This is a genomic window from Streptomyces sp. LHD-70, from assembly GCF_031157275.1.
In the GTDB taxonomy this organism is placed as follows: Bacteria; Actinomycetota; Actinomycetes; order Streptomycetales; family Streptomycetaceae; genus Streptomyces.
Genome location: NZ_JAVIFW010000008.1, coordinates 276,365 through 293,158, shown reverse-complemented (window position 1 = coordinate 293,158; position 16,794 = coordinate 276,365). Strand labels below are relative to the sequence as shown.

Genomic DNA, 16,794 nt, shown 5'->3' with positions numbered 1-16,794 from the left:
CGTGATCGATATCAACGACACCGTCATGCAGTACCTCCTCGCTCTCGTGGTGGTCCTCCCGCTCCTCGGCGCGGGCGCCGCCCTGCTGCCCGCCCCGCCCGGACTGCGGGGCAAGTCACCGGACCAGGCCGTGCTGCGGCACGGCGTGACCGTCACCGGAGTCGTGCTCCTCGCCGCGCTCGCCCTAGCCGCGGGCTTCGATCACGACGAGCCCGCGCGTATGCAGGCCACGACCGACATCAGCTGGATCCCCGCGCTCGACGTGCGGATCCATCTCGGCGTCGACGGCATCTCGCTCCCCCTTCTCGTCCTGACCGCGCTGCTGACCTTCCTCTGCGCGCTCTACAGCTACTTCAAGATGCCTACGGGCCCGTCTCCCAAGGCATTTGTCGCGCTGCTGCTGGTCCTCGAGTCCGGCACCCTCGCGACCTTCGCCGTCCTCGATCTGCTGCTGTTCTTCCTCGCGTTCGAGATGGTCCTCATCCCGATGTACTTCCTGATCGCCCGGTGGGGAGGTGATCAACGGCGGTCGGCCGCCTGGAAGTTCATCCTCTTCACCCTCCTCGGTTCGGTCGTGATGCTGCTCGGACTGCTCCTCGTCGGCCTCGACTCAGGCACGTTCGACATGATGGCACTCGCCACTGACAACGGCCGTGGGCTGACCACATCCGTGCAGGTCATCGCCGCTTTGGCGATCGGGATCGGACTGGCCGTCAAAACCCCGATGTGGCCGCTGCACAGCTGGCTCCCGGACGCCCACACGGCCGCTCCCACCGTCGGCTCAGTCCTCCTCGCCGGCGTCCTGCTGAAGATGGGTACGTACGGGTTCGTCCGGATCATCCTCCCCATCACCCCTGACGGAATGCGGGAGTTCGCGCCGTACCTCGCCGCCTTCGCGGTCGTCGGGATCATCTACGGGTCGCTCGCCTGCCTCGCGCTCGCCAAGCGCGGCGCGAAGGGCGACCTCAAGCGGCTCATCGCGTACTCGTCCGTCGGCCACATGGGCTTCGTGCTGCTCGGCATCGCCTCGATGACCCCGACCGGCGTGAACGGCGCGCTGTTCGCCAACATCGCCCACGGCCTCATCACGGGCCTGCTGTTCTTCCTCGTCGGCGCGCTCAAGGACCGCACCGGCAGCACCGACCTCGACGCGCTCGCCGAACAGACCGGCGCCGCCCTCTACGGCAAGGCGCCCCGTTTCGGCGCACTGCTCGCCTTCGGCGCCGTCGCCTCGCTCGGACTGCCCGGACTCGCGGGATTCTGGGGCGAGATGCTCGCCCTGTTCGGCGCCTTCGACCCCGCCGACGGCCTGAGCCGGCCGGCCTTCCTCACGTTCATGGCGATCGGCGCCTTCGGCACGCTCCTGACCGCCGCGTACATGCTGATCGTCGTACGCCGCGTCTGCATGGGCGCCACCCCCGAACCGACCGCCCCGAAGATCGCCGACGTCCGGGGCTACGAGTTCGCCGCCTGGACCCCGCTCGTCGCCCTCACCGTTCTCGCCGGACTCTGGCCCGCGCTGCTGCTCGGCCTCACCGACCCGGCCGTGCAGCAGCTCCTCGCAGGAGGAAAGGCATGACCGCAGCCGCCGCAAGCCTCGTCCAGAACGTCGACTGGGTGGCGATCGCACCGCCCACCATCGCGGCCGTCGTCGCCCTGGTCGTCCTCGTCGCCGACCTGTTCGTGCGCGAGGACAACAAGACACTCCTGGCGTGGATCTCCCTCGCCGGTCTCGTGGCCGCGGGCCTGTCACTGCTGCCGCTGCTCGACGGCGACCGCGCCACCTTCTGCCTGGTCGGCGACGCGGACGTGTGCAGCTACACCGCCGACCGCTTCACCGTCGTCATCCAGTTCCTGGTCATCGCCGGTGCCCTGCTGACAGCCCTCCTCTCCGTGAGCCCGCTGAAGGACAACAAGGCACTCCCCGAAGGGGAGTTCTGGTTTCTGCTGCTCGCCTCCGCGGCGGGCGCGGCCCTGCTGCCCGCATCGCGCGACCTCGCCACCCTGATCGTGGCCCTGGAGGTCGCCTCCCTGCCGGCCTTCGCCCTCGTCGGCATCAAGCGCGGCGACCGGCGCTCCTCCGAGGCGGCCCTGAAGTTCTTCCTGTCCTCCGTCACCGCCACCGCCGTCAGCCTCATGGGCATCAGCTTCGTGTACGCGGCGACCGGCACCCTGCACCTCACGGAGGTCGCCGCCAGGCTCGGCGAGGTCGACGGACAGCTGCACATCCTCGCGCAGACCGGTGTGGCCCTCACCCTCGTCGGCTTCGCCTTCAAGACGGCCGCGGTGCCCTTCCACTTCTGGGTGCCCGACACGTACATCGGCGCGCCGCTCCCGGTCGCGGCGTACCTCTCCGTCGTCGGCAAGGCGGTCGGCTTCACCGGCCTCATCCTGGTCACCGTCGTGGCCTTCCCCGCGTACGCCGACGTGTGGGGCCCCGTGCTCGCCGTCCTGGCCGCACTCACCATGACGGTCGGCAACGTCGCCGCCCTGCGACAGGTCGGCACGCGCGCGTACAGCGCGATCCGCCTCCTCGCCTGGTCCTCCGTCGGGCAGGCCGGCTACCTCCTGGTGCCGATCGCCTCGGCCGCGTACGCCGAGAGCCCCGCCGAGACGGAGAAGGCGATCGGCGCCACCGTCGCGTACGCCCTGATGTACGCCGCCGTGAACCTCGGCGCGTTCGCCGTCGCCGCGCTCGTCGCCCGCACCCGGCCCCTGAACCGCATCAGCGACTACCGCGGCCTGTACGCGAACCGTCCGCTGGCGGCGCTCGTCCTCGGCTTCTTCCTGCTCTGCCTGGCCGGACTCCCGCCGGGCATCATCGGCCTGTTCGCGAAGGTCACGGTCTTCGCGGCGGCCGTCGACGCGGGCCTCGGCTGGCTCGCCGTCGTCATGGCGCTCAACGTCGTGATCGCCCTCTACTACTACCTGCAGTGGACCGCGGTCCTCTTCCGCGCCCCTGAAGGAGCAGCGCCCGAAGGAGCGGCGAAGGCCGAGCGGAAGCACGCGGTGCCCTTCCCGCTGGCGGCAGCGCTCGTGCTCACGACGGTCATCGGCGTCGCCCTGTCCGGAGCCCCGCAGCTCGTCCTGCGGTTCTCGGCGGCTGCTCTCTTTTAAGGAGCCGGTTTTCGGGAGCCGGTTTCGGTTCGGGAAGCGCCTCTCCCCGACACCCGGCGCAGCGGTGCCCCTTGAGGCGCCGCCGCGCCCCGCACCCGTACGGCCGAACCCGGCCGCGTGCGCGCCAGGGAACCAGCACCCTTCGCCTGGCGTTGACCAGGTAGGGAGGGTCCACTGGATGTGGAAGCCAGGACGACAAGGGTTCCCCCGCCGCACCACCAGGAGGGCGTACCGTGCACCGCCGCTACAACGGTCTGAAGACCGCCGTGCTCCTCGGGGGACTGTCCGCGCTCATCCTCGTCATCGGCAGTTTCTTCGGACGTACGGGCTTGATCGTCGCCCTCTTCGTGGCGCTCGGCACCAATGCGTACGCGTACTGGAACAGCGACAAGCTCGCCCTGAGAGCGATGCGCGCCCGACCGGTGAGCGAATTCGAGGCCCCCGAGCTGTACCGAATGGTCCGCGAACTCTCCACCCAGGCCCGCCAGCCCATGCCCCGCCTCTACATCTCACCCACCGAAGCCCCCAACGCGTTCGCGACCGGCCGCAACCCGCGCAACGCGGCGGTCTGCTGCACGGAGGGCATCCTGCGCATCCTGGACGAGCGCGAACTGCGCGGCGTCATCGGCCACGAACTGAGCCATGTCTACAACCGAGACATCCTGATCTCGTCGGTGGCGGGCGCCCTCGCCTCGGTGATCATGTTCCTGGTCAACTTCGCCTGGCTGATCCCCAGCGGCAACAGCAACCGTGAAGGGCCGGGCATCTTCGGCATGTTGCTGATCATGCTCCTGGGCCCGATCGCCGCCTCGGTGATCCGCCTCGCCATCAGCCGCTCCAGGGAGTACGAGGCGGACACCTCCGGCGCCCAACTCACCGGCGACCCACTGGCCCTGGCCAGCGCCCTGCGCAAACTGGAGCGCGGCACGAAGCAGTTGCCGCTCCCGCCCGAGCCCAAGATCGAGGCGGCCAGCCACATGATGATCGCGAACCCGTTCCGTCCAGGTCAGGGCATGGCGAAACTGTTCTCCACACATCCGCCGATGGCGGAGCGCATCGCCCGACTCGAGCAGATGGCAGGACGTCACCAGTGAAAACCATCCTCAACATCATCTGGCTCGTGCTGAGCGGCTTCTGGCTGTTCCTCGGCTATCTCGCCGCGGGCCTGATCCTCTGCATCACGATCATCGGTATCCCCTTCGGGATCGCCTCGTTCCGCATCGGTCTCTTCGCTCTGTGGCCCTTCGGGTACATGGCGGTAGAGCGCCGCGACGCGGGCGCGCCCTCCTGCGTCGGCAACGTCCTGTGGCTGGTCCTGGCCGGCTGGTGGCTCGCCCTGGCCCACATCGTCACGGGCATCGCCCAGTGCCTCACGATCATCGGCATCCCGCTGGGCCTCGCCAACTTCAAGCTGATCCCGGTCTCCCTGATGCCCCTGGGCCGCGAGATCGTCCCCACCGACCAGCCCTTCGCCTCCCGCTGACGCGCGTGGACCGGCCGCGGTACGCCCTGGTGGCGTACGACCCGTGGGAGGTCGAGTACGGCGACACCTGGGCCCACTGCAGCGACGTGGAGGGCCTCTTCGCCGACCCGCCGCCACCCGTGCGCGAGCGCTACGAACTCCTCGGGTGCGCCCCGGAACGGGAGTTCAGCGCGGCCATCGACCTGGCGAGGGCCGAGGGATCGGCGCCGATCGGCCTGCTGACCCTGGAACTCCTCGACAAAGCCGGTCGTTCAGTGGGGGAGTGGTGTCTGCAGGACGTGCGTATCCTCGGCGCGCGCCGCTGTGCCCGTGACCTGACGCTGCTCGACGTGACCGTGGAGGGGACCCCCGTCCCCGACCAGCCCGACTATCCACAACGCCCGCCGCTGTCCCCGGGTTTCCGTCTCTGCGGGGACGAACCCTGGGACACCGCAAGGGAGTTGCCCTGGGGCACGACCAGAGACCTCGCCTGCGTGTACGAAGAGCCGCCCACGCAGCAGGAGACGGCCGTACGCCTCCTCGGCTGCACCCCGCGGAACGCCCTGCGCCGCGCCCTGGACGCGGGCGAGGAGGACCTCGGCAGCGCCGTGCTGAGGCGCCTCGACCGCTTCGGCGAACCCGTCCAGGACGCCGTCGAGGGCGAGGTCACCGCCTGGATCCCGTCCGCCCGCGGGCCCGGCCGGGTCGACCTCACCCTGCAGCCCTTGGCGGAGCGACCGCCGTCGGCCGCCCACGACGTGTGGGAGCTGTGGGCCGACGGCCGCCCCGGCCTGCCCAACCTCTGGGCGCGCTGCGACGAGCCGGGCCGCCGCTTCTGGCTCACCACCGCCCTGGCCAACCGCGCCCGCACCGCCGAGGACGCGGCACCGGGCGTCACGTTCCACCTCGACGGCCGGCACATCGTCGATGTGCCCGCGTTCTTCTGCGCCCTGGGCGAGGCGGTCAACGGGCCCGGCGGCTACTTCGGTTGGGGCCTCGACGCCCTCGCCGACTGCCTCTGCGGCCGCTTCGGCGCCCGCCCGCCCTTCACGCTCCTCTGGCACGACGCGCACATCGCCCGCCGCTGCCTGGGCGTTCAGCCCCGTACGGACAGCCGCCCGCACACCTTCGAGGAACTGCTGGCCTTCCTCACGGAGAAGAGCGTCGTAGTCGTCCTGGGCTGAGCCCTTCGGCGGGCGCGGTCGCTGAAGGCGCAGGCACCGCCCGTATGCCCGGCACTGCTCGCACGCCAGGCACTGCTCGCACGCCAGGCACTGCTCGTATGCCAGGCACCGCCCCTGTGTCATGCACCGCACCACAGCGCCCCGCGCAACCACACATGCCCCGGCCGACGTCTTCACCGACAACACAACGACGACGAACCATGACGACGAACTGCGACGACGGGACGACGCAACGCCGACGCCACGTCGCCGAACCGCACCACAGACGCACGTAAGGAAAGGCAGGTCACGGCCGTATGGGCATCATCAGCTGGATCGTTCTGGGGCTCATCGCCGGAGCCGTCGCCAAGGTCCTGCTGCCCGGCCGCGACCCGGGCGGCCTGATCGGCACCACCCTCATCGGCATCGCGGGCGCCTTCATCGGAGGCTGGGGTTCCGCCGAGTTCTTCGACCGCCCCATCGCGAAGGACTTCTACGACGCCCCGACGTGGGTCGCGGCCATCGGTGGCTCCCTCGTGCTGCTCATCGCGTACCGCCTGCTCTTCGGCCACTCCCGCTCCCGCTGAGCGCGGCCCGGCGACGAGACCGCCACTGGCAACCACCGGCGTCATCGGTACGCGAAAGGGCGGTCACCCCATCGGTGTCCGCCCTTTCGCGACTGCTCATAACGCGCTCAACGCGCGCGTGCTTACCGGTAGTTCACGAACTGCAGCGCGAACTCGAAGTCCTGGCCCTTCAGGAGCGCGATCACGGACTGCAGGTCGTCACGGTTCTTCGAGGTCACCCGCAGCTCGTCGCCCTGCACCTGGGCCTTCACGCCCTTCGGGCCCTCGTCGCGGATGATCTTCGCGACCTTCTTGGCGTTCTCCTGGGAGATGCCCTCCTCGATGGAGGCGAAGATCTTGTACTCCTTGCCGGAGACCTGCGGCTCGCCCGCGTCCAGCGACTTCAGCGAGATGCCCCGCTTCACCAGCTTGGACTGGAAGACGTCGAGGATCGCCTTGACCCGCTCCTCGGAGTTCGCCTGCATCAGGATCTTCTCGCCGGACCAGGCGATCGAGGCACCGACGTTCTTGAAGTCGTAGCGCTGGGAGATCTCCTTGGCGGCCTGGTTGAGGGCGTTGTCGACCTCCTGCCGCTCGACCTTCGAGACGATGTCGAAACTGGAGTCGGCCATGTCCTGTGGCTCCTTGTATCGGGGTGCGTAGGGGTGCGGCCGGTAGTGCCGGACCGCACCGCAAGCCTAGTCACCACCCCCGCGCCCAGCGGCGATCTATCGGGTGGCGAAGCACCCCCGGGCATCAGGTATCGTTTACGTCGTTGCCACGGAGCAGCCGCAAGGCCGCTTCACGCAGCATCCCAGGCGGTGTGCCCGAGCGGCCAAAGGGAGCAGACTGTAAATCTGCCGGCTCAGCCTTCCCAGGTTCGAATCCTGGCGCCGCCACACTTGGGAAAAACCCCCTCCGAACTGCGGAAACGCAGAGCGGAGGGGGTTTCTTCGTGTACGCCCGAAGCCGCACGGCCGCACGCCCGCCCACACGCGCCGTCGCCACACCCCGCCCACGCCACGCCACGCCACACCTCGCCCCGCCCCGCCACGGATCAAGCCGCAGCAACCCGGAACGTACTCGGGCTCCACCCCTTGTGCCGTTTGAAGGCGGCGCTGAAGCCGAAAGCGTCGGCGTAGCCCACGGACTTGGCGATCTGGGCGATGCTGAGGTCCGTGTCGGCCAGGAGGGATTCGGCGTCGGCCATGCGGCATTCGGTGAGGTAGGCGAGGGGCGGGCGGCCCATCAGTTCGGTGAAGCGCCTGGCGAACAGCGCCCGGGAGACGCCGGATTGAGCGGCCAGCGACGCCACCGTCCACGCCTCGGCGGGCCGGCCGTGGAAGGCTTGCAGGGCGGGGGCGAGGACCGGATCGGCGAGTCCGCGATACCAGGTGGGCGCGTCGGTGCCCGCCTGGTCGAACCAGGTGCGCAGCGTGCACACCAGACCCCAGTCGAGGAGCCGGTCCATCAGCGCCTGTGAACCCGCGGAGCGCTGGGCGGCGTCGACGGCGGCGGTCTCCAGCCAGGCACAGACCTCGACGTCCTCGTTGACCACCAGGACGGGCGGCAGCGCGCGCAGGAGCCGCTCATGGCGATGGCCCGAGGCGCGGTAGGCGCCCACGATCAGTGCGGTCGCCCCGTCCGGGTCGGTGCCCCAGTGGATACCGCCGAGCTCCTCGGCCGTGCACTCGGTAGGCGTCGTGAAGCAGGCGATCTCGTACTCGGCATGAGGGCGGCGGACCGTGCCGGGCTCGTCCGCGAGAAGGAACGGTGTGGGGCCCCGCACGATGGCCGTGTCTCCCACGCCGACCGCCCGCTCGGTGCCGTCGGGCAGCAGCAGAGTGCCACCCCCGCGCAGCACGCTGACCATGGTCAGCGGAGCCTCGTCGGCGAAGCGGATGGTCCAGGGCGCCGTCAGTACGGCGTGGCTGACGACCGAGCCCTCGGCCCGGATGCCGCCCAGTAATGAACTCAAGGGATCCACAGGGACATCGTAGACGCTGTAGACGATCTCCTATGTCTTGGAGGGTTTCTCCCATGGATCATCTACAGACCCGCGGCTGTACTGGTCTCACCGAATGGATCGGGACCACATCGAGCCAGCAGGAGAGACAGTGCCGCAGCACAGCAGTGACGCCAGGACAGCGCTCGTCGTCGTCGCACACCACCGCAGCGATTCCCTCACCGCGCACACCGCCCGTCGTACGGCCGCACAGCTCGAAGCCGCCGGATACCGCATCGACCTGCTCGATCTGCACGCCGAGGGGTTCGACCCGCGGATGAACGTGGCGGACCAGCCGGACTGGGGCAACCGGGAGAAGGCGTACTCGGACGAGACGCACTCCCATATGCAGCGCATTCTCGACGCCGATGTCGTCGTCGCCGTCTTCCCGGTGTATTGGCAGAGCGTGCCCGCGATCCTCAAGGGGTGGATCGACCGCGTATGGAACTACGGCTTCGCTTACGGACGCAGCAAGCCCCGCCTCGCGGGCAAGCGCATGCTGTGGCTCGGCCTGGCCGGCGCCACCGCCGACGACCCCATCGCGGAGGCCATGCAGTCGGTTCTCGAGGCCAACCTCAGTGAAGGCATCGCCTATTACTGCGGCTTCTCCCACTCCTCCGTCGGCCTGCTCCTCGACGCGGAGGACCGCCCGCAGCGCGTCGACGCCGAGGGCAATCTGCTGGTCGGCGAAGCGGTCGCCGGGGCTGAGCGGGAGGCGCAGTACGCCGATTTCGACCGCCGCGCACGTGAGTTCGTAGAGGGCTTCCTCGCGAAGGAACTGGTGGCGGCCTGACGGCGTGCGGCGCGGGTTCGTTGGGACGACGCGCCGCGGCGCGGGTTCGTTGAGAGGACGCACCGCGCGGCGCGGGTTCGTCGGGATGCCGCACCGCGCGGCGCGGGTTCGTTGGGATGACCGGCAGGCCCCTGTCAGCCGTTCACCCCGTCACCCCGAGCCCCCGGCCGAACCAGCGCGAGCATTGCCCCCGCGACCGCGTCCACCGCCTTCTCCGGGATCGCCCCGGCCCCCTCCTCCAGTACGAGCAGCCGGGCCCCGGGGATCTCCCGGGCGATCGCCTCGCCGTTGCCGACGGGGAAGAAGCGGTCGCGCCGCCCGTGCACGACCAGCGTGGGGACCGCGATCGCGGGCAGCCGCTCGCGCCACCTGGGCGTGCAGTCGAGCCGCGAGAACACCATGCCCAACTGGTTGGCCATCTGGACGGAGGGCGCGACACCGGGCGTACGGTCCCAGACGCGCGCCGCGGCCGTACGTGCTGCGCCGGGGTCGTCGCCGAGGATCTCCGCGCCGGAGGCCGCGAACTCCGCCACCGCCTCGCGGTCGGACCAGTCGGGCATCGGCTGGGCGAACAGCCGCCCCATCGTGGCCTCGTCGTGGTCCGGGAGGTCGTCGTCGGGCGGGCCGGGCGCCACCGCGCGCGTACCGGCCAAGGTGAGCGCCGAGAACGCCTCGGGGTGGTCGAGGACCGCCACTTGGGCGACCATTCCGCCGACCCCGATCCCCGCGAGGTGCGCGGGCCCGCCGCCGAGCGCCTCGACCAGAGCGGCCGCGTCGGCGGCCAGATCACGCAGGGTGTACGCGGGCGCCTCCGGGTCCGCTGTCGTCGACTCGCCGCTGTCCCGCAGGTCGTAGCGCACTACGCGGCGGCCGCCGGCGGCCAGACGTGCGCAGAGGGCGTCCGGCCAGGAGAGCATCGTCGTCCCGCCCGCGAGCAGGACCAGGGGCGCGTTCTCGTCGCCGAAGGACTCGATGCCCAGGGCGACTCCGTTGGCGTTGACCGTAGTCATCGTTTCACCGTAGGCGGCGGGACCACGGAGCGCGCCCGAAACCGCCCCACCGCCCCACCGCCCCACCGGCCGAGCGCCGAGCGCCGAGCGCCGAACCCCGACCCCCCGACCCCCGAACGTCCCAGCTTCGCCACAGCACGGGACAGGGCAGGCCCCACACCGGTAGAAGCGACGGCATGGCACCCCGACCCCGCTACCCAGGCGACCACACCGGCAGAACCTCTCGCAGTACGAGCACTCCTGCCGCCGCCACGAACGACCCGCCCGCCCCCGAACCACAGCACCAGGAACGCCCCCCGACCGTGATCCCGATCGAGGGGCGCCACATCCTGACGTTCGTGCTCTGGCTGGTCGGGGTCGCCTCCGTGGCCGTCCTCGGCATGCTCGTCATCGGCGTGGTCCGCCTCGGCCACGACCTCGAGCACTCCGACGAAAGCGGCTGGTCGGGCTGGCAGTGTCCGCCCGAAGCGGCACCCTGCGAACCCTGACGCGGCCAGACCCGTGGCCGGCGGCGTCAGTTGCCGGCGATGTCCTTGACCGCCACCGTGACCGGCGTCGGACCGCTCACCAGCTCCAGGGTCAGGCCCACCGTTCCGGGGGTGTCCACCAGCTCGGCGAGCACCGCCGCCACATCGTCGCGGGGGATCGGGCCGCGGCCCGTCGAGGCCTCCAGGCGGACCTGGCCCGTACCGGCGTCGTTGGTGAGCATGCCGGGCTTGAGGATCGTCCAGTCCAGGGCGGAGCGGCCGCGCACGTACGCGTCGGCCTCGCCCTTGGCGCGCAGGTACGTGTCGAAGACCTCGTCGCCCTTGTGCTCCGGGTCCGCGCCCATCGACGACACCACCACGTACCGCCGCACCCCGGCCCGTTCCGCGGCCTCGGCGAACAGCACCGCCGCGCCCCGGTCCACCGTGTCCTTGCGGCCCACGCCGCTGCCCGGGCCCGCGCCCGCCGCGAACACCGCCGCGCCGGCGCCCTGCAGGTGAGCGGCGACCTCCTCCACCGACGCCGACTCCAGATCGCACAACACCGGCTCGGCGCCCGCATCTCGCAGGTCGTCGCCTTGCTCGGGGTTGCGGATCAGGCCCGCGACCTCGTATCCGCGAGCGGCGAGCAGGCGCTCCAGCCGCAACGCGATCTGACCATGTCCACCAGCGATGACAATCCGCATGATTCCGACCGTACGCCGCGTCGGCCGAAGCCGCCGTGCAACCCGAGCCCCACCTCGGGCGTCTCATGAATGTTCATCTTCAAGAGGAGCCCGTCATCAGCGCCATACGCAAGACCCTGATCGCTACCGGCTGCGCCGCCGTCGTCCTCACGGGCGCCACCGCCTGCGACCCCATCGAGAACGCCTCCGCGGCACATCAGGTCGACGACGCCGTCGAGCAGCTCGGTGAACAGCGTTCGCTCACCCTCGAGTTCGGCCTGGACGCGGACGCGGCCACGCTCGAGAAGCTCATCCAGGACAGCGAGGACGCGAAGAGCGGCGGCGGCGACGGCCCGCCGCCCGGCTTCGGCGCCTTCCTCAGCAAGGCCCGCGTCCAGATGTCCCTGCGGGCCGAAAAGCCCCTGGCCGATGCGGAGGAGAAGGACCTCTCCGGTACGTCGATGCGCATCACCGGCGCCGACGGAACCCTGGTCGAGTACCGCGCCCTGGGCGAAGACAGGTACTACCGCGCCGACTTGGCCGCCTTCGGCAAGCTGGCGGACACGCCGATTCCCTCGGCCGCCGACCTCCCCGAGGAGGCGGGCGCCCTGCGCAGCGTCCTCCAGGGCAAGTGGGTCAAGGTCGACCCGAAGATGCTGCCTGGGCCGGCCCGGAATGAGCCTGCCCTCGACGAAAAGACGCAGGCCAAGCTCCTCAAGGGTATCCGCCAGGTCCTTGCGCGCGAGGTCAGGTTCAAGGAGAACGGCGACTCCGACGGCACGTCCCGGATCACCGCGAAGGCCAACGCCCGCTCCCTCCTCACGCGCCTCGCCGAGAAGCTGGAGCCGATGGCGAGCGATCTGCCCCCGGGTACGGAGCTGCCGACGGCCGAGGACTTCAAGTCGGTCCCGAAGAAGCAGGTGAAGGTCCACTTCGTGCTGAAGGACGGCAAGTTGCGCAAGATCACATTCGATCTCGCTCAACTCGCGGACAAGTCGGACGGTTTGGAGAAGGGCGCCAAGCTGCCGCTGACGATGAAGTTCGGCAAGGCACCGAAGATCGAGCGCCCCGCGAAGGCCACCGAACTGACCATGTCCGACCTGATGTTCATCGCCGGGTCCCAGCCCGCCATGCGCTGACCCAGCCGCTCGAACCCCCATCACACCAGCCTGCACGCGCGCGTGGCACGGACAAGAGCCAGGAAAACCGCCACCGGTCCGTACGCTCGAAAACCGCCACCACGCGCGCGTGCAGCCTCAAGCCCCGCATTACCCAAACCCGCCACTACGCGCGCGTGCAGCCTCAACTTCGCACACCCAAACCCGGCACTACGCGCGCGTGCCGCCCCTCAAGCCGTGCCCCCGGCGCCCTTCACCCGCCCCTGCCGCGGCAGATCGAGCGCCACGGCGACCGCCGAGTCGCAGTACTCCCGTACCGCACTGGTCCGCGCCACCACACGCCCCCGGTGCACCACGATCCGGCTGTACGCGAGCGACAGCACCCCCGAGAGCCGCGCGCCCCGGACCGCGAGCAGTTCGGCGGGGAACCCCGCCTCCACGCGCACCTCCGGTAGGCCCATCGCCTCCCGAGCGACCGCACTCACCGCCGCGTACGCCTCATCGGCGTCGAGGCCGTGCTGCGCGGCAAGCAGGAACGCGGCCTCCATCGGGTCCCCGCGCCCCACCGGGTTGGCGGCGTCGCGCAACGCCCCACTGCCCGCGCTCACCCGCACCCCGGCCGCCCTGAGCAGCCGTACGGGAGCCGCTGAGCAGCCGCGCCGCTCCAGGCCCCCGCAGTCGCCCTGCGGCAGGCACACGACGGAGACACCGGCCGCGGCGAGCGCCTCGGCGCTACGCGCGGCCACCGCCGCGGGCATCCGCCCGAGCCCGCCGCACGGCCCGACGCTCACACCGGACCGCAGCCCGCCCGCCACGGCGGCGAGGCGCGCGAGCCGGGCCGGATCCGCTCCGTCGGTGTGCAGGTCCACGGGACAGCCGTGCTCGGCGGCGACTTCCAGAACCGCCTCCACGTACCCCGTGGGGTCCGGATCCAGGTCGGGGCAACCGCCCACCACAGAGGCGCCCATTTTCACGGCGTCCCGCAGCATCGCCAGGCCGTCGCCGCCGGCGATCCCGGTGAGCAGCCGCGGAACGGCGACGGTCGTGAGGTCCGTCAGGCCGCGCAGCGACCGGCGGGCCTGCAGAGCCGCCTCCATCGCGCCGAGCCCCTGCACGTCCCCGATCCGCACATGGCTGCGCAACGCCGTTGCGCCGTGGCCGAGTTGCAGCAGTGCGGCCTCCGTGGTGCGCCGCTGGACGTCCCGCACCTCGTACCCGACCGGGCCGTCGCCGTCCGCGGTGAGTGCGGTGTCGCTGTGCGCGTGCGGCTCGGCGGGCGCGGGCAGCAGCAGGTACCCGTTGAGGTCCACGCGCGCGGTGTGCGCGGTCAGGCTGCCCGCGGTGCCGACCGCCTCGATGCGCCCCCTGCCGAGCCGTACGTCCACGGTCCTGCCGTCGACGAGAGTGGCTCCGCAGAGCAGAAGCGAGGCCGTGTCCTCGGCGGCGCCGTCATGGTGCGGTGGCTGCGGCTGGCTGTCGGGCATCGCGCTCCTGGGCGTGGCTCGAGCGGTCAGGACCACGCGGCGTTCGATCAAGATCACGCAGCGTGTCCCGAGCCTAGGACGCCGATCACGCCCCTTCGCGGAGGAGCGGAATAGTCGTACCGGTGTGGTGTATGAGCAGGGAAGGGGCCTCGGAGGCGGGTGCGGTGACACGCGCGGAGATCGTCGCCCTGGGGCCTCCGAAACGGATTTGGGCGAACGGCAGCCGACCGTGTAATGTCTTCATCGCTCGCCCCAATAGCTCAGTCGGTAGAGCGTCTCCATGGTAAGGAGAAGGTCTGCGGTTCGATTCCGCATTGGGGCTCTGATGTGCGGCTCCCTCACCTTCGGGTGAGGGCCTCGCATCAAAGCGGTGTAGCTCAGTCGGTAGAGCAAGCGGCTCATAATCGCTGTGTCACCGGTTCAAGTCCGGTCACCGCTACTGACAGTAGCCGATTGTGGGGTCGGTCCTCCGATCGGCTACTCTTTTCTGCGTTCATACGTTTCATTCGTCCATCCGTCCGTCAAGGAGCACTCACGTGGCTGCCACAGACGTCCGCCCGAAGATCACGCTGGCCTGCGTGGAGTGCAAGGAGCGGAACTACATCACCAAGAAGAACCGGCGCAACAACCCGGACCGTCTTGAGATGAAGAAGCACTGCCCGCGCTGCAACTCGCACACGGCGCACCGCGAAACGCGCTGAATCAGGCTCGCATGCGAGGCCGTCCCCTTTTCAGGGGGCGGCCTCGTGTCGTTACCGCCCGTGATCGCCGACGTGGGCGAGCAGGAACTGCGGAATACCGCGAAAAGCACAGGAGGTACCGAGTCCATGGCGCTCGACCAGTCCTTCGTGGGGCGGTCCTACCCGCCCACCGACCCCTATGAGGTCGGCCGCGAGAAGATCCGTGAATTCGCGGAGGCGGTCGGTGACGCGAATCCGGCGTACACCGACACCGAGGCGGCCAAGGCCTACGGTCACCCCGATGTGATCGCCCCGCCGACTTTCGTTTTCGCGATCACGTTCAAGGCGGCCGGACAGGTCATCGAGGACCCGCAACTCGGCCTCGACTACAGCCGCGTGGTGCACGGCGACCAGAAGTTCGCGTACACCCGCCCGGTGCGCGCCGGTGACCGCCTCAGCGTCACCTCGACCATCGAGGCGATCAAGTCCATGGCGGGCAACGACATCCTGGACATCCGCGGCGAGGTGCACGACGAGGCCGGCGAACACGTCGTGACCGCGTGGACCAAACTCGTCGCACGCGCGGCAGAGGAGGCGTGACGATGACCACACTGAGCACGACGGCGAAGATCCGGTACGAGGACGTCGAAGTCGGCACCGAACTCCCCGCGCAGACCTTCCCGGTGACCCGCGCCACCCTGGTGCGCTACGCGGGCGCGTCCGGCGACTTCAACCCGATCCACTGGAACGAGAAGTTCGCCAAGGAGGTCGGCCTGCCCGACGTCATCGCCCACGGCATGTTCACCATGGCCGAGGCGATCCGCGTCGTCACCGACTGGGTGGGCGACCCGGCGGCGGTCGCGGAGTACGGCGTCCGCTTCACCAAGCCGGTCGTCGTCCCGAACGACGACGAGGGCGCGGTCGTCGAGGTCAGCGCCAAGGTCGCGGCCAAGCTCGACGACGACGCCCGCACCGTCCGCGTCGACCTCACCGCCATGAGCGCGGGCCAGAAGGTCCTGGGCATGTCCCGGGCCGTCGTACGCCTCGCCTGAGGCGCACCGCAGGACCCCTCACGGTCCGGGACCGGCACTGTCGGTCCCGGACCGTACCCTTGAGCGCGTGCAGCAACTCCACGACGCCCCGCTCGCCCCGCTGACCACCTTCCGGCTCGGCGGGCCCGCCACCCGCCTGATCACCGCGACGACCGACGCCGAGGTGATCGCCGCCGTGCGCGAGGCCGACGCCTCGGGCACCCCCCTGCTCGTCATCGGCGGCGGCAGCAACCTTGTGATCAGCGACAAGGGCTTCTCCGGCACGGCCCTGCGCATCGCCACCGAGGGCTTCGAACTGCACGGCACCAAGCTGGAGTTGGCCGCCGGCGAGGTCTGGACCGACGCCGTCGCGCGCACGGTTGCGGCCGGACTCGCGGGCATCGAGTGCCTCGCCGGAATCCCCGGCTCCGCGGGCGCGACGCCGATCCAGAACGTCGGGGCGTACGGCCAGGAGGTCTCCTCGACCATCACGGAGGTCGTGGCGTACGACCGCAGGGCGGGCGAGACCGTCACTCTGCAGAACGCCGACTGCGCGTTCTCGTACCGCCACAGCCGCTTCAAGGCCGACCCGGAGCGCTATGTGGTGCTGCGCGTCCGCTTCGACCTGGAGGACGCGGACGGTCTGAGCGCCCCCGTGAAGTACGCCGAGACCGCCCGCGTCCTGGGCGTCGAGGCGGGGGACCGCGTGCCGCTGGAGAGCGCCCGCGAAACCGTCCTGAAACTGCGGGCGGGCAAGGGCATGGTGCTCGACCCGGAGGACCACGACACCTGGTCGGCCGGTTCGTTCTTCACCAACCCGATCCTCACTGAAGCGGAGTTCACCGCCTTCCACGCGCGCGTGGTGGACCGCCTCGGCCCGGAGATCACGCCGCCGGCCTTCCCGGACGGGGACGGTCACGTGAAGACCTCGGCGGCCTGGCTCATCGACAAGGCGGGCTTCACGAAGGGGTACGGCGAGGGCCCGGCCCGTATCTCCACCAAGCACACTCTCGCCCTCACCAACCGCGGCGAGGCCACCACCGAGGACCTCCTGATGCTCGCCCGCGAGGTCGTCGTCGGAGTCCGGGACGCCTTCGGGATCACGCTGGTCAACGAGCCGGTGACGGTGGGCGTCAGCCTGTAGTCGTACGCGTCGGGAGCCTGTAGTCGTAAGCGTCGGGCAGCTCCTCGGCTCCATGGGGCTGCACTTCGGCA

The 16,794-nt window shown here is 70.3% G+C and carries 18 protein-coding genes and 3 tRNA genes; 16 read left to right on the top strand and 5 right to left on the bottom strand.

The genetic code is table 11. The features are described 5' to 3' along the window. Nucleotide 1 precedes the first annotated feature (1 nt). The 6 genes from RCO28_RS18250 (at nucleotide 2) to RCO28_RS18225 (ending at nucleotide 6,329) form a co-directional block, all read left to right on the top strand. The gene (locus RCO28_RS18250; protein ID WP_308942181.1) at nucleotides 2-1,579 is read left to right on the top strand and encodes an NADH-quinone oxidoreductase subunit M; all 1,578 of its coding nucleotides are present in this window, start codon (nucleotides 2-4) and stop codon (nucleotides 1,577-1,579) included. Beyond that, nucleotides 1,576-3,117, top strand: coding sequence for an NADH-quinone oxidoreductase subunit N (locus RCO28_RS18245; protein WP_308942180.1), 1,542 nt, complete (start codon nucleotides 1,576-1,578; stop codon nucleotides 3,115-3,117). Before RCO28_RS18250 ends, RCO28_RS18245 begins: the two co-directional genes overlap by 4 nt. Nucleotides 3,118-3,350: 233 nt before the next feature. Beyond that, nucleotides 3,351-4,211, top strand: a complete 861-nt coding sequence (gene htpX / locus RCO28_RS18240; RefSeq protein WP_308942179.1) for a zinc metalloprotease HtpX — start codon at nucleotides 3,351-3,353, stop codon at nucleotides 4,209-4,211. Beyond that, entirely contained in the window at nucleotides 4,208-4,600 is a 393-nt protein-coding gene (locus RCO28_RS18235; RefSeq protein ID WP_308942178.1) for a YccF domain-containing protein, read from the top strand. Before htpX ends, RCO28_RS18235 begins: the two co-directional genes overlap by 4 nt. A 5-nt stretch (nucleotides 4,601-4,605) precedes the next feature. Further along, nucleotides 4,606-5,763, top strand: a complete 1,158-nt coding sequence (locus RCO28_RS18230) for a barstar family protein (RefSeq protein WP_308942177.1) — start codon at nucleotides 4,606-4,608, stop codon at nucleotides 5,761-5,763. A gap of 296 nt (nucleotides 5,764-6,059) precedes the next feature. After that, complete coding sequence (locus RCO28_RS18225; protein WP_308942176.1) at nucleotides 6,060-6,329, top strand: GlsB/YeaQ/YmgE family stress response membrane protein; 270 nt, start codon at nucleotides 6,060-6,062, stop codon at nucleotides 6,327-6,329. Nucleotides 6,330-6,451: 122 nt separating this feature from the next. Here RCO28_RS18225 and RCO28_RS18220 read toward each other — a convergent pair whose 3' ends face one another. After that, nucleotides 6,452-6,940, bottom strand: a complete 489-nt coding sequence (locus RCO28_RS18220; RefSeq protein ID WP_308942175.1) for a YajQ family cyclic di-GMP-binding protein — start codon at nucleotides 6,938-6,940, stop codon at nucleotides 6,452-6,454. Between the two features lie 185 nt (nucleotides 6,941-7,125). Between RCO28_RS18220 and RCO28_RS18215 the strand changes: the two genes are divergently transcribed. Continuing rightward, nucleotides 7,126-7,207 (top strand) — tRNA-Tyr (locus RCO28_RS18215). A gap of 158 nt (nucleotides 7,208-7,365) precedes the next feature. On the opposite strand, the gene RCO28_RS18210 is transcribed toward RCO28_RS18215, so the two are convergent. Then, the gene (locus tag RCO28_RS18210; RefSeq protein WP_308942174.1) at nucleotides 7,366-8,295 is read right to left on the bottom strand and encodes an AraC family transcriptional regulator; all 930 of its coding nucleotides are present in this window, start codon (nucleotides 8,293-8,295) and stop codon (nucleotides 7,366-7,368) included. Nucleotides 8,296-8,389: 94 nt separating this feature from the next. Between RCO28_RS18210 and RCO28_RS18205 the strand changes: the two genes are divergently transcribed. Then, nucleotides 8,390-9,106, top strand: coding sequence for an NAD(P)H oxidoreductase (locus RCO28_RS18205; RefSeq protein WP_308942173.1), 717 nt, complete (start codon nucleotides 8,390-8,392; stop codon nucleotides 9,104-9,106). Nucleotides 9,107-9,240: 134 nt separating this feature from the next. On the opposite strand, the gene RCO28_RS18200 is transcribed toward RCO28_RS18205, so the two are convergent. Next, a complete protein-coding gene (locus tag RCO28_RS18200) occupies nucleotides 9,241-10,116 on the bottom strand; it encodes an alpha/beta hydrolase (protein WP_308942172.1) in 876 nt (291 codons plus the stop codon). Between the two features lie 176 nt (nucleotides 10,117-10,292). Between RCO28_RS18200 and RCO28_RS18195 the strand changes: the two genes are divergently transcribed. Continuing rightward, nucleotides 10,293-10,604, top strand: a complete 312-nt coding sequence (locus RCO28_RS18195; protein WP_308942171.1) for a hypothetical protein — start codon at nucleotides 10,293-10,295, stop codon at nucleotides 10,602-10,604. 26 nt (nucleotides 10,605-10,630) lie between these two features. On the opposite strand, the gene RCO28_RS18190 is transcribed toward RCO28_RS18195, so the two are convergent. Then, complete coding sequence (locus RCO28_RS18190) at nucleotides 10,631-11,287, bottom strand: SDR family oxidoreductase (RefSeq protein WP_308942170.1); 657 nt, start codon at nucleotides 11,285-11,287, stop codon at nucleotides 10,631-10,633. A 65-nt stretch (nucleotides 11,288-11,352) separates the two neighbouring features. On the opposite strand from RCO28_RS18190, the gene RCO28_RS18185 reads away from it, so the two are divergent. Beyond that, the gene (locus RCO28_RS18185) at nucleotides 11,353-12,405 is read left to right on the top strand and encodes a hypothetical protein (RefSeq protein WP_308942169.1); all 1,053 of its coding nucleotides are present in this window, start codon (nucleotides 11,353-11,355) and stop codon (nucleotides 12,403-12,405) included. Between the two features lie 209 nt (nucleotides 12,406-12,614). On the opposite strand, the gene RCO28_RS18180 is transcribed toward RCO28_RS18185, so the two are convergent. Further along, a complete protein-coding gene (locus RCO28_RS18180; protein ID WP_308942168.1) occupies nucleotides 12,615-13,868 on the bottom strand; it encodes an amidohydrolase family protein in 1,254 nt (417 codons plus the stop codon). 249 nt (nucleotides 13,869-14,117) lie between these two features. Here RCO28_RS18180 and RCO28_RS18175 point away from each other — a divergent pair. The 6 genes from RCO28_RS18175 (at nucleotide 14,118) to RCO28_RS18150 (ending at nucleotide 16,723) form a co-directional block, all read left to right on the top strand. Beyond that, nucleotides 14,118-14,190 (top strand) — tRNA-Thr (locus RCO28_RS18175). Nucleotides 14,191-14,234: 44 nt separating this feature from the next. After that, nucleotides 14,235-14,307: transfer RNA gene (locus RCO28_RS18170), tRNA-Met, on the top strand. A 97-nt stretch (nucleotides 14,308-14,404) separates the two neighbouring features. Beyond that, entirely contained in the window at nucleotides 14,405-14,569 is a 165-nt protein-coding gene (gene rpmG / locus RCO28_RS18165) for a 50S ribosomal protein L33 (protein ID WP_003956487.1), read from the top strand. A 126-nt stretch (nucleotides 14,570-14,695) separates the two neighbouring features. Continuing rightward, nucleotides 14,696-15,148, top strand: a complete 453-nt coding sequence (locus RCO28_RS18160; RefSeq protein ID WP_308942274.1) for a MaoC family dehydratase N-terminal domain-containing protein — start codon at nucleotides 14,696-14,698, stop codon at nucleotides 15,146-15,148. Nucleotides 15,149-15,150: 2 nt separating this feature from the next. After that, complete coding sequence (locus tag RCO28_RS18155; protein ID WP_308942167.1) at nucleotides 15,151-15,600, top strand: MaoC family dehydratase; 450 nt, start codon at nucleotides 15,151-15,153, stop codon at nucleotides 15,598-15,600. 67 nt (nucleotides 15,601-15,667) lie between these two features. Further along, nucleotides 15,668-16,723, top strand: a complete 1,056-nt coding sequence (locus tag RCO28_RS18150; protein WP_308942166.1) for a UDP-N-acetylmuramate dehydrogenase — start codon at nucleotides 15,668-15,670, stop codon at nucleotides 16,721-16,723. Nucleotides 16,724-16,794: the final 71 nt, after the last annotated feature.

Bases quoted from the DNA above. Each gene is read 5' to 3' on its own strand.
- RCO28_RS18245 (WP_308942180.1), top strand. From the start codon at position 1,576: ATGACCGCAGCCGCCGCAAGCCTCGTCCAGAACGTCGACTGGGTGGCG.
- RCO28_RS18225 (WP_308942176.1), top strand. From the start codon at position 6,060: ATGGGCATCATCAGCTGGATCGTTCTGGGGCTCATCGCCGGAGCCGTC.
- RCO28_RS18220 (WP_308942175.1), bottom strand. From the start codon at position 6,940: ATGGCCGACTCCAGTTTCGACATCGTCTCGAAGGTCGAGCGGCAGGAG.
- RCO28_RS18205 (WP_308942173.1), top strand. From the start codon at position 8,390: ATGGATCGGGACCACATCGAGCCAGCAGGAGAGACAGTGCCGCAGCAC.
- RCO28_RS18200 (WP_308942172.1), bottom strand. From the start codon at position 10,116: ATGACTACGGTCAACGCCAACGGAGTCGCCCTGGGCATCGAGTCCTTC.
- RCO28_RS18195 (WP_308942171.1), top strand. From the start codon at position 10,293: ATGGCACCCCGACCCCGCTACCCAGGCGACCACACCGGCAGAACCTCT.
- RCO28_RS18190 (WP_308942170.1), bottom strand. From the start codon at position 11,287: ATGCGGATTGTCATCGCTGGTGGACATGGTCAGATCGCGTTGCGGCTG.
- RCO28_RS18185 (WP_308942169.1), top strand. From the start codon at position 11,353: ATGAATGTTCATCTTCAAGAGGAGCCCGTCATCAGCGCCATACGCAAG.
- RCO28_RS18180 (WP_308942168.1), bottom strand. From the start codon at position 13,868: ATGCCCGACAGCCAGCCGCAGCCACCGCACCATGACGGCGCCGCCGAG.
- RCO28_RS18160 (WP_308942274.1), top strand. From the start codon at position 14,696: ATGGCGCTCGACCAGTCCTTCGTGGGGCGGTCCTACCCGCCCACCGAC.
- RCO28_RS18155 (WP_308942167.1), top strand. From the start codon at position 15,151: ATGACCACACTGAGCACGACGGCGAAGATCCGGTACGAGGACGTCGAA.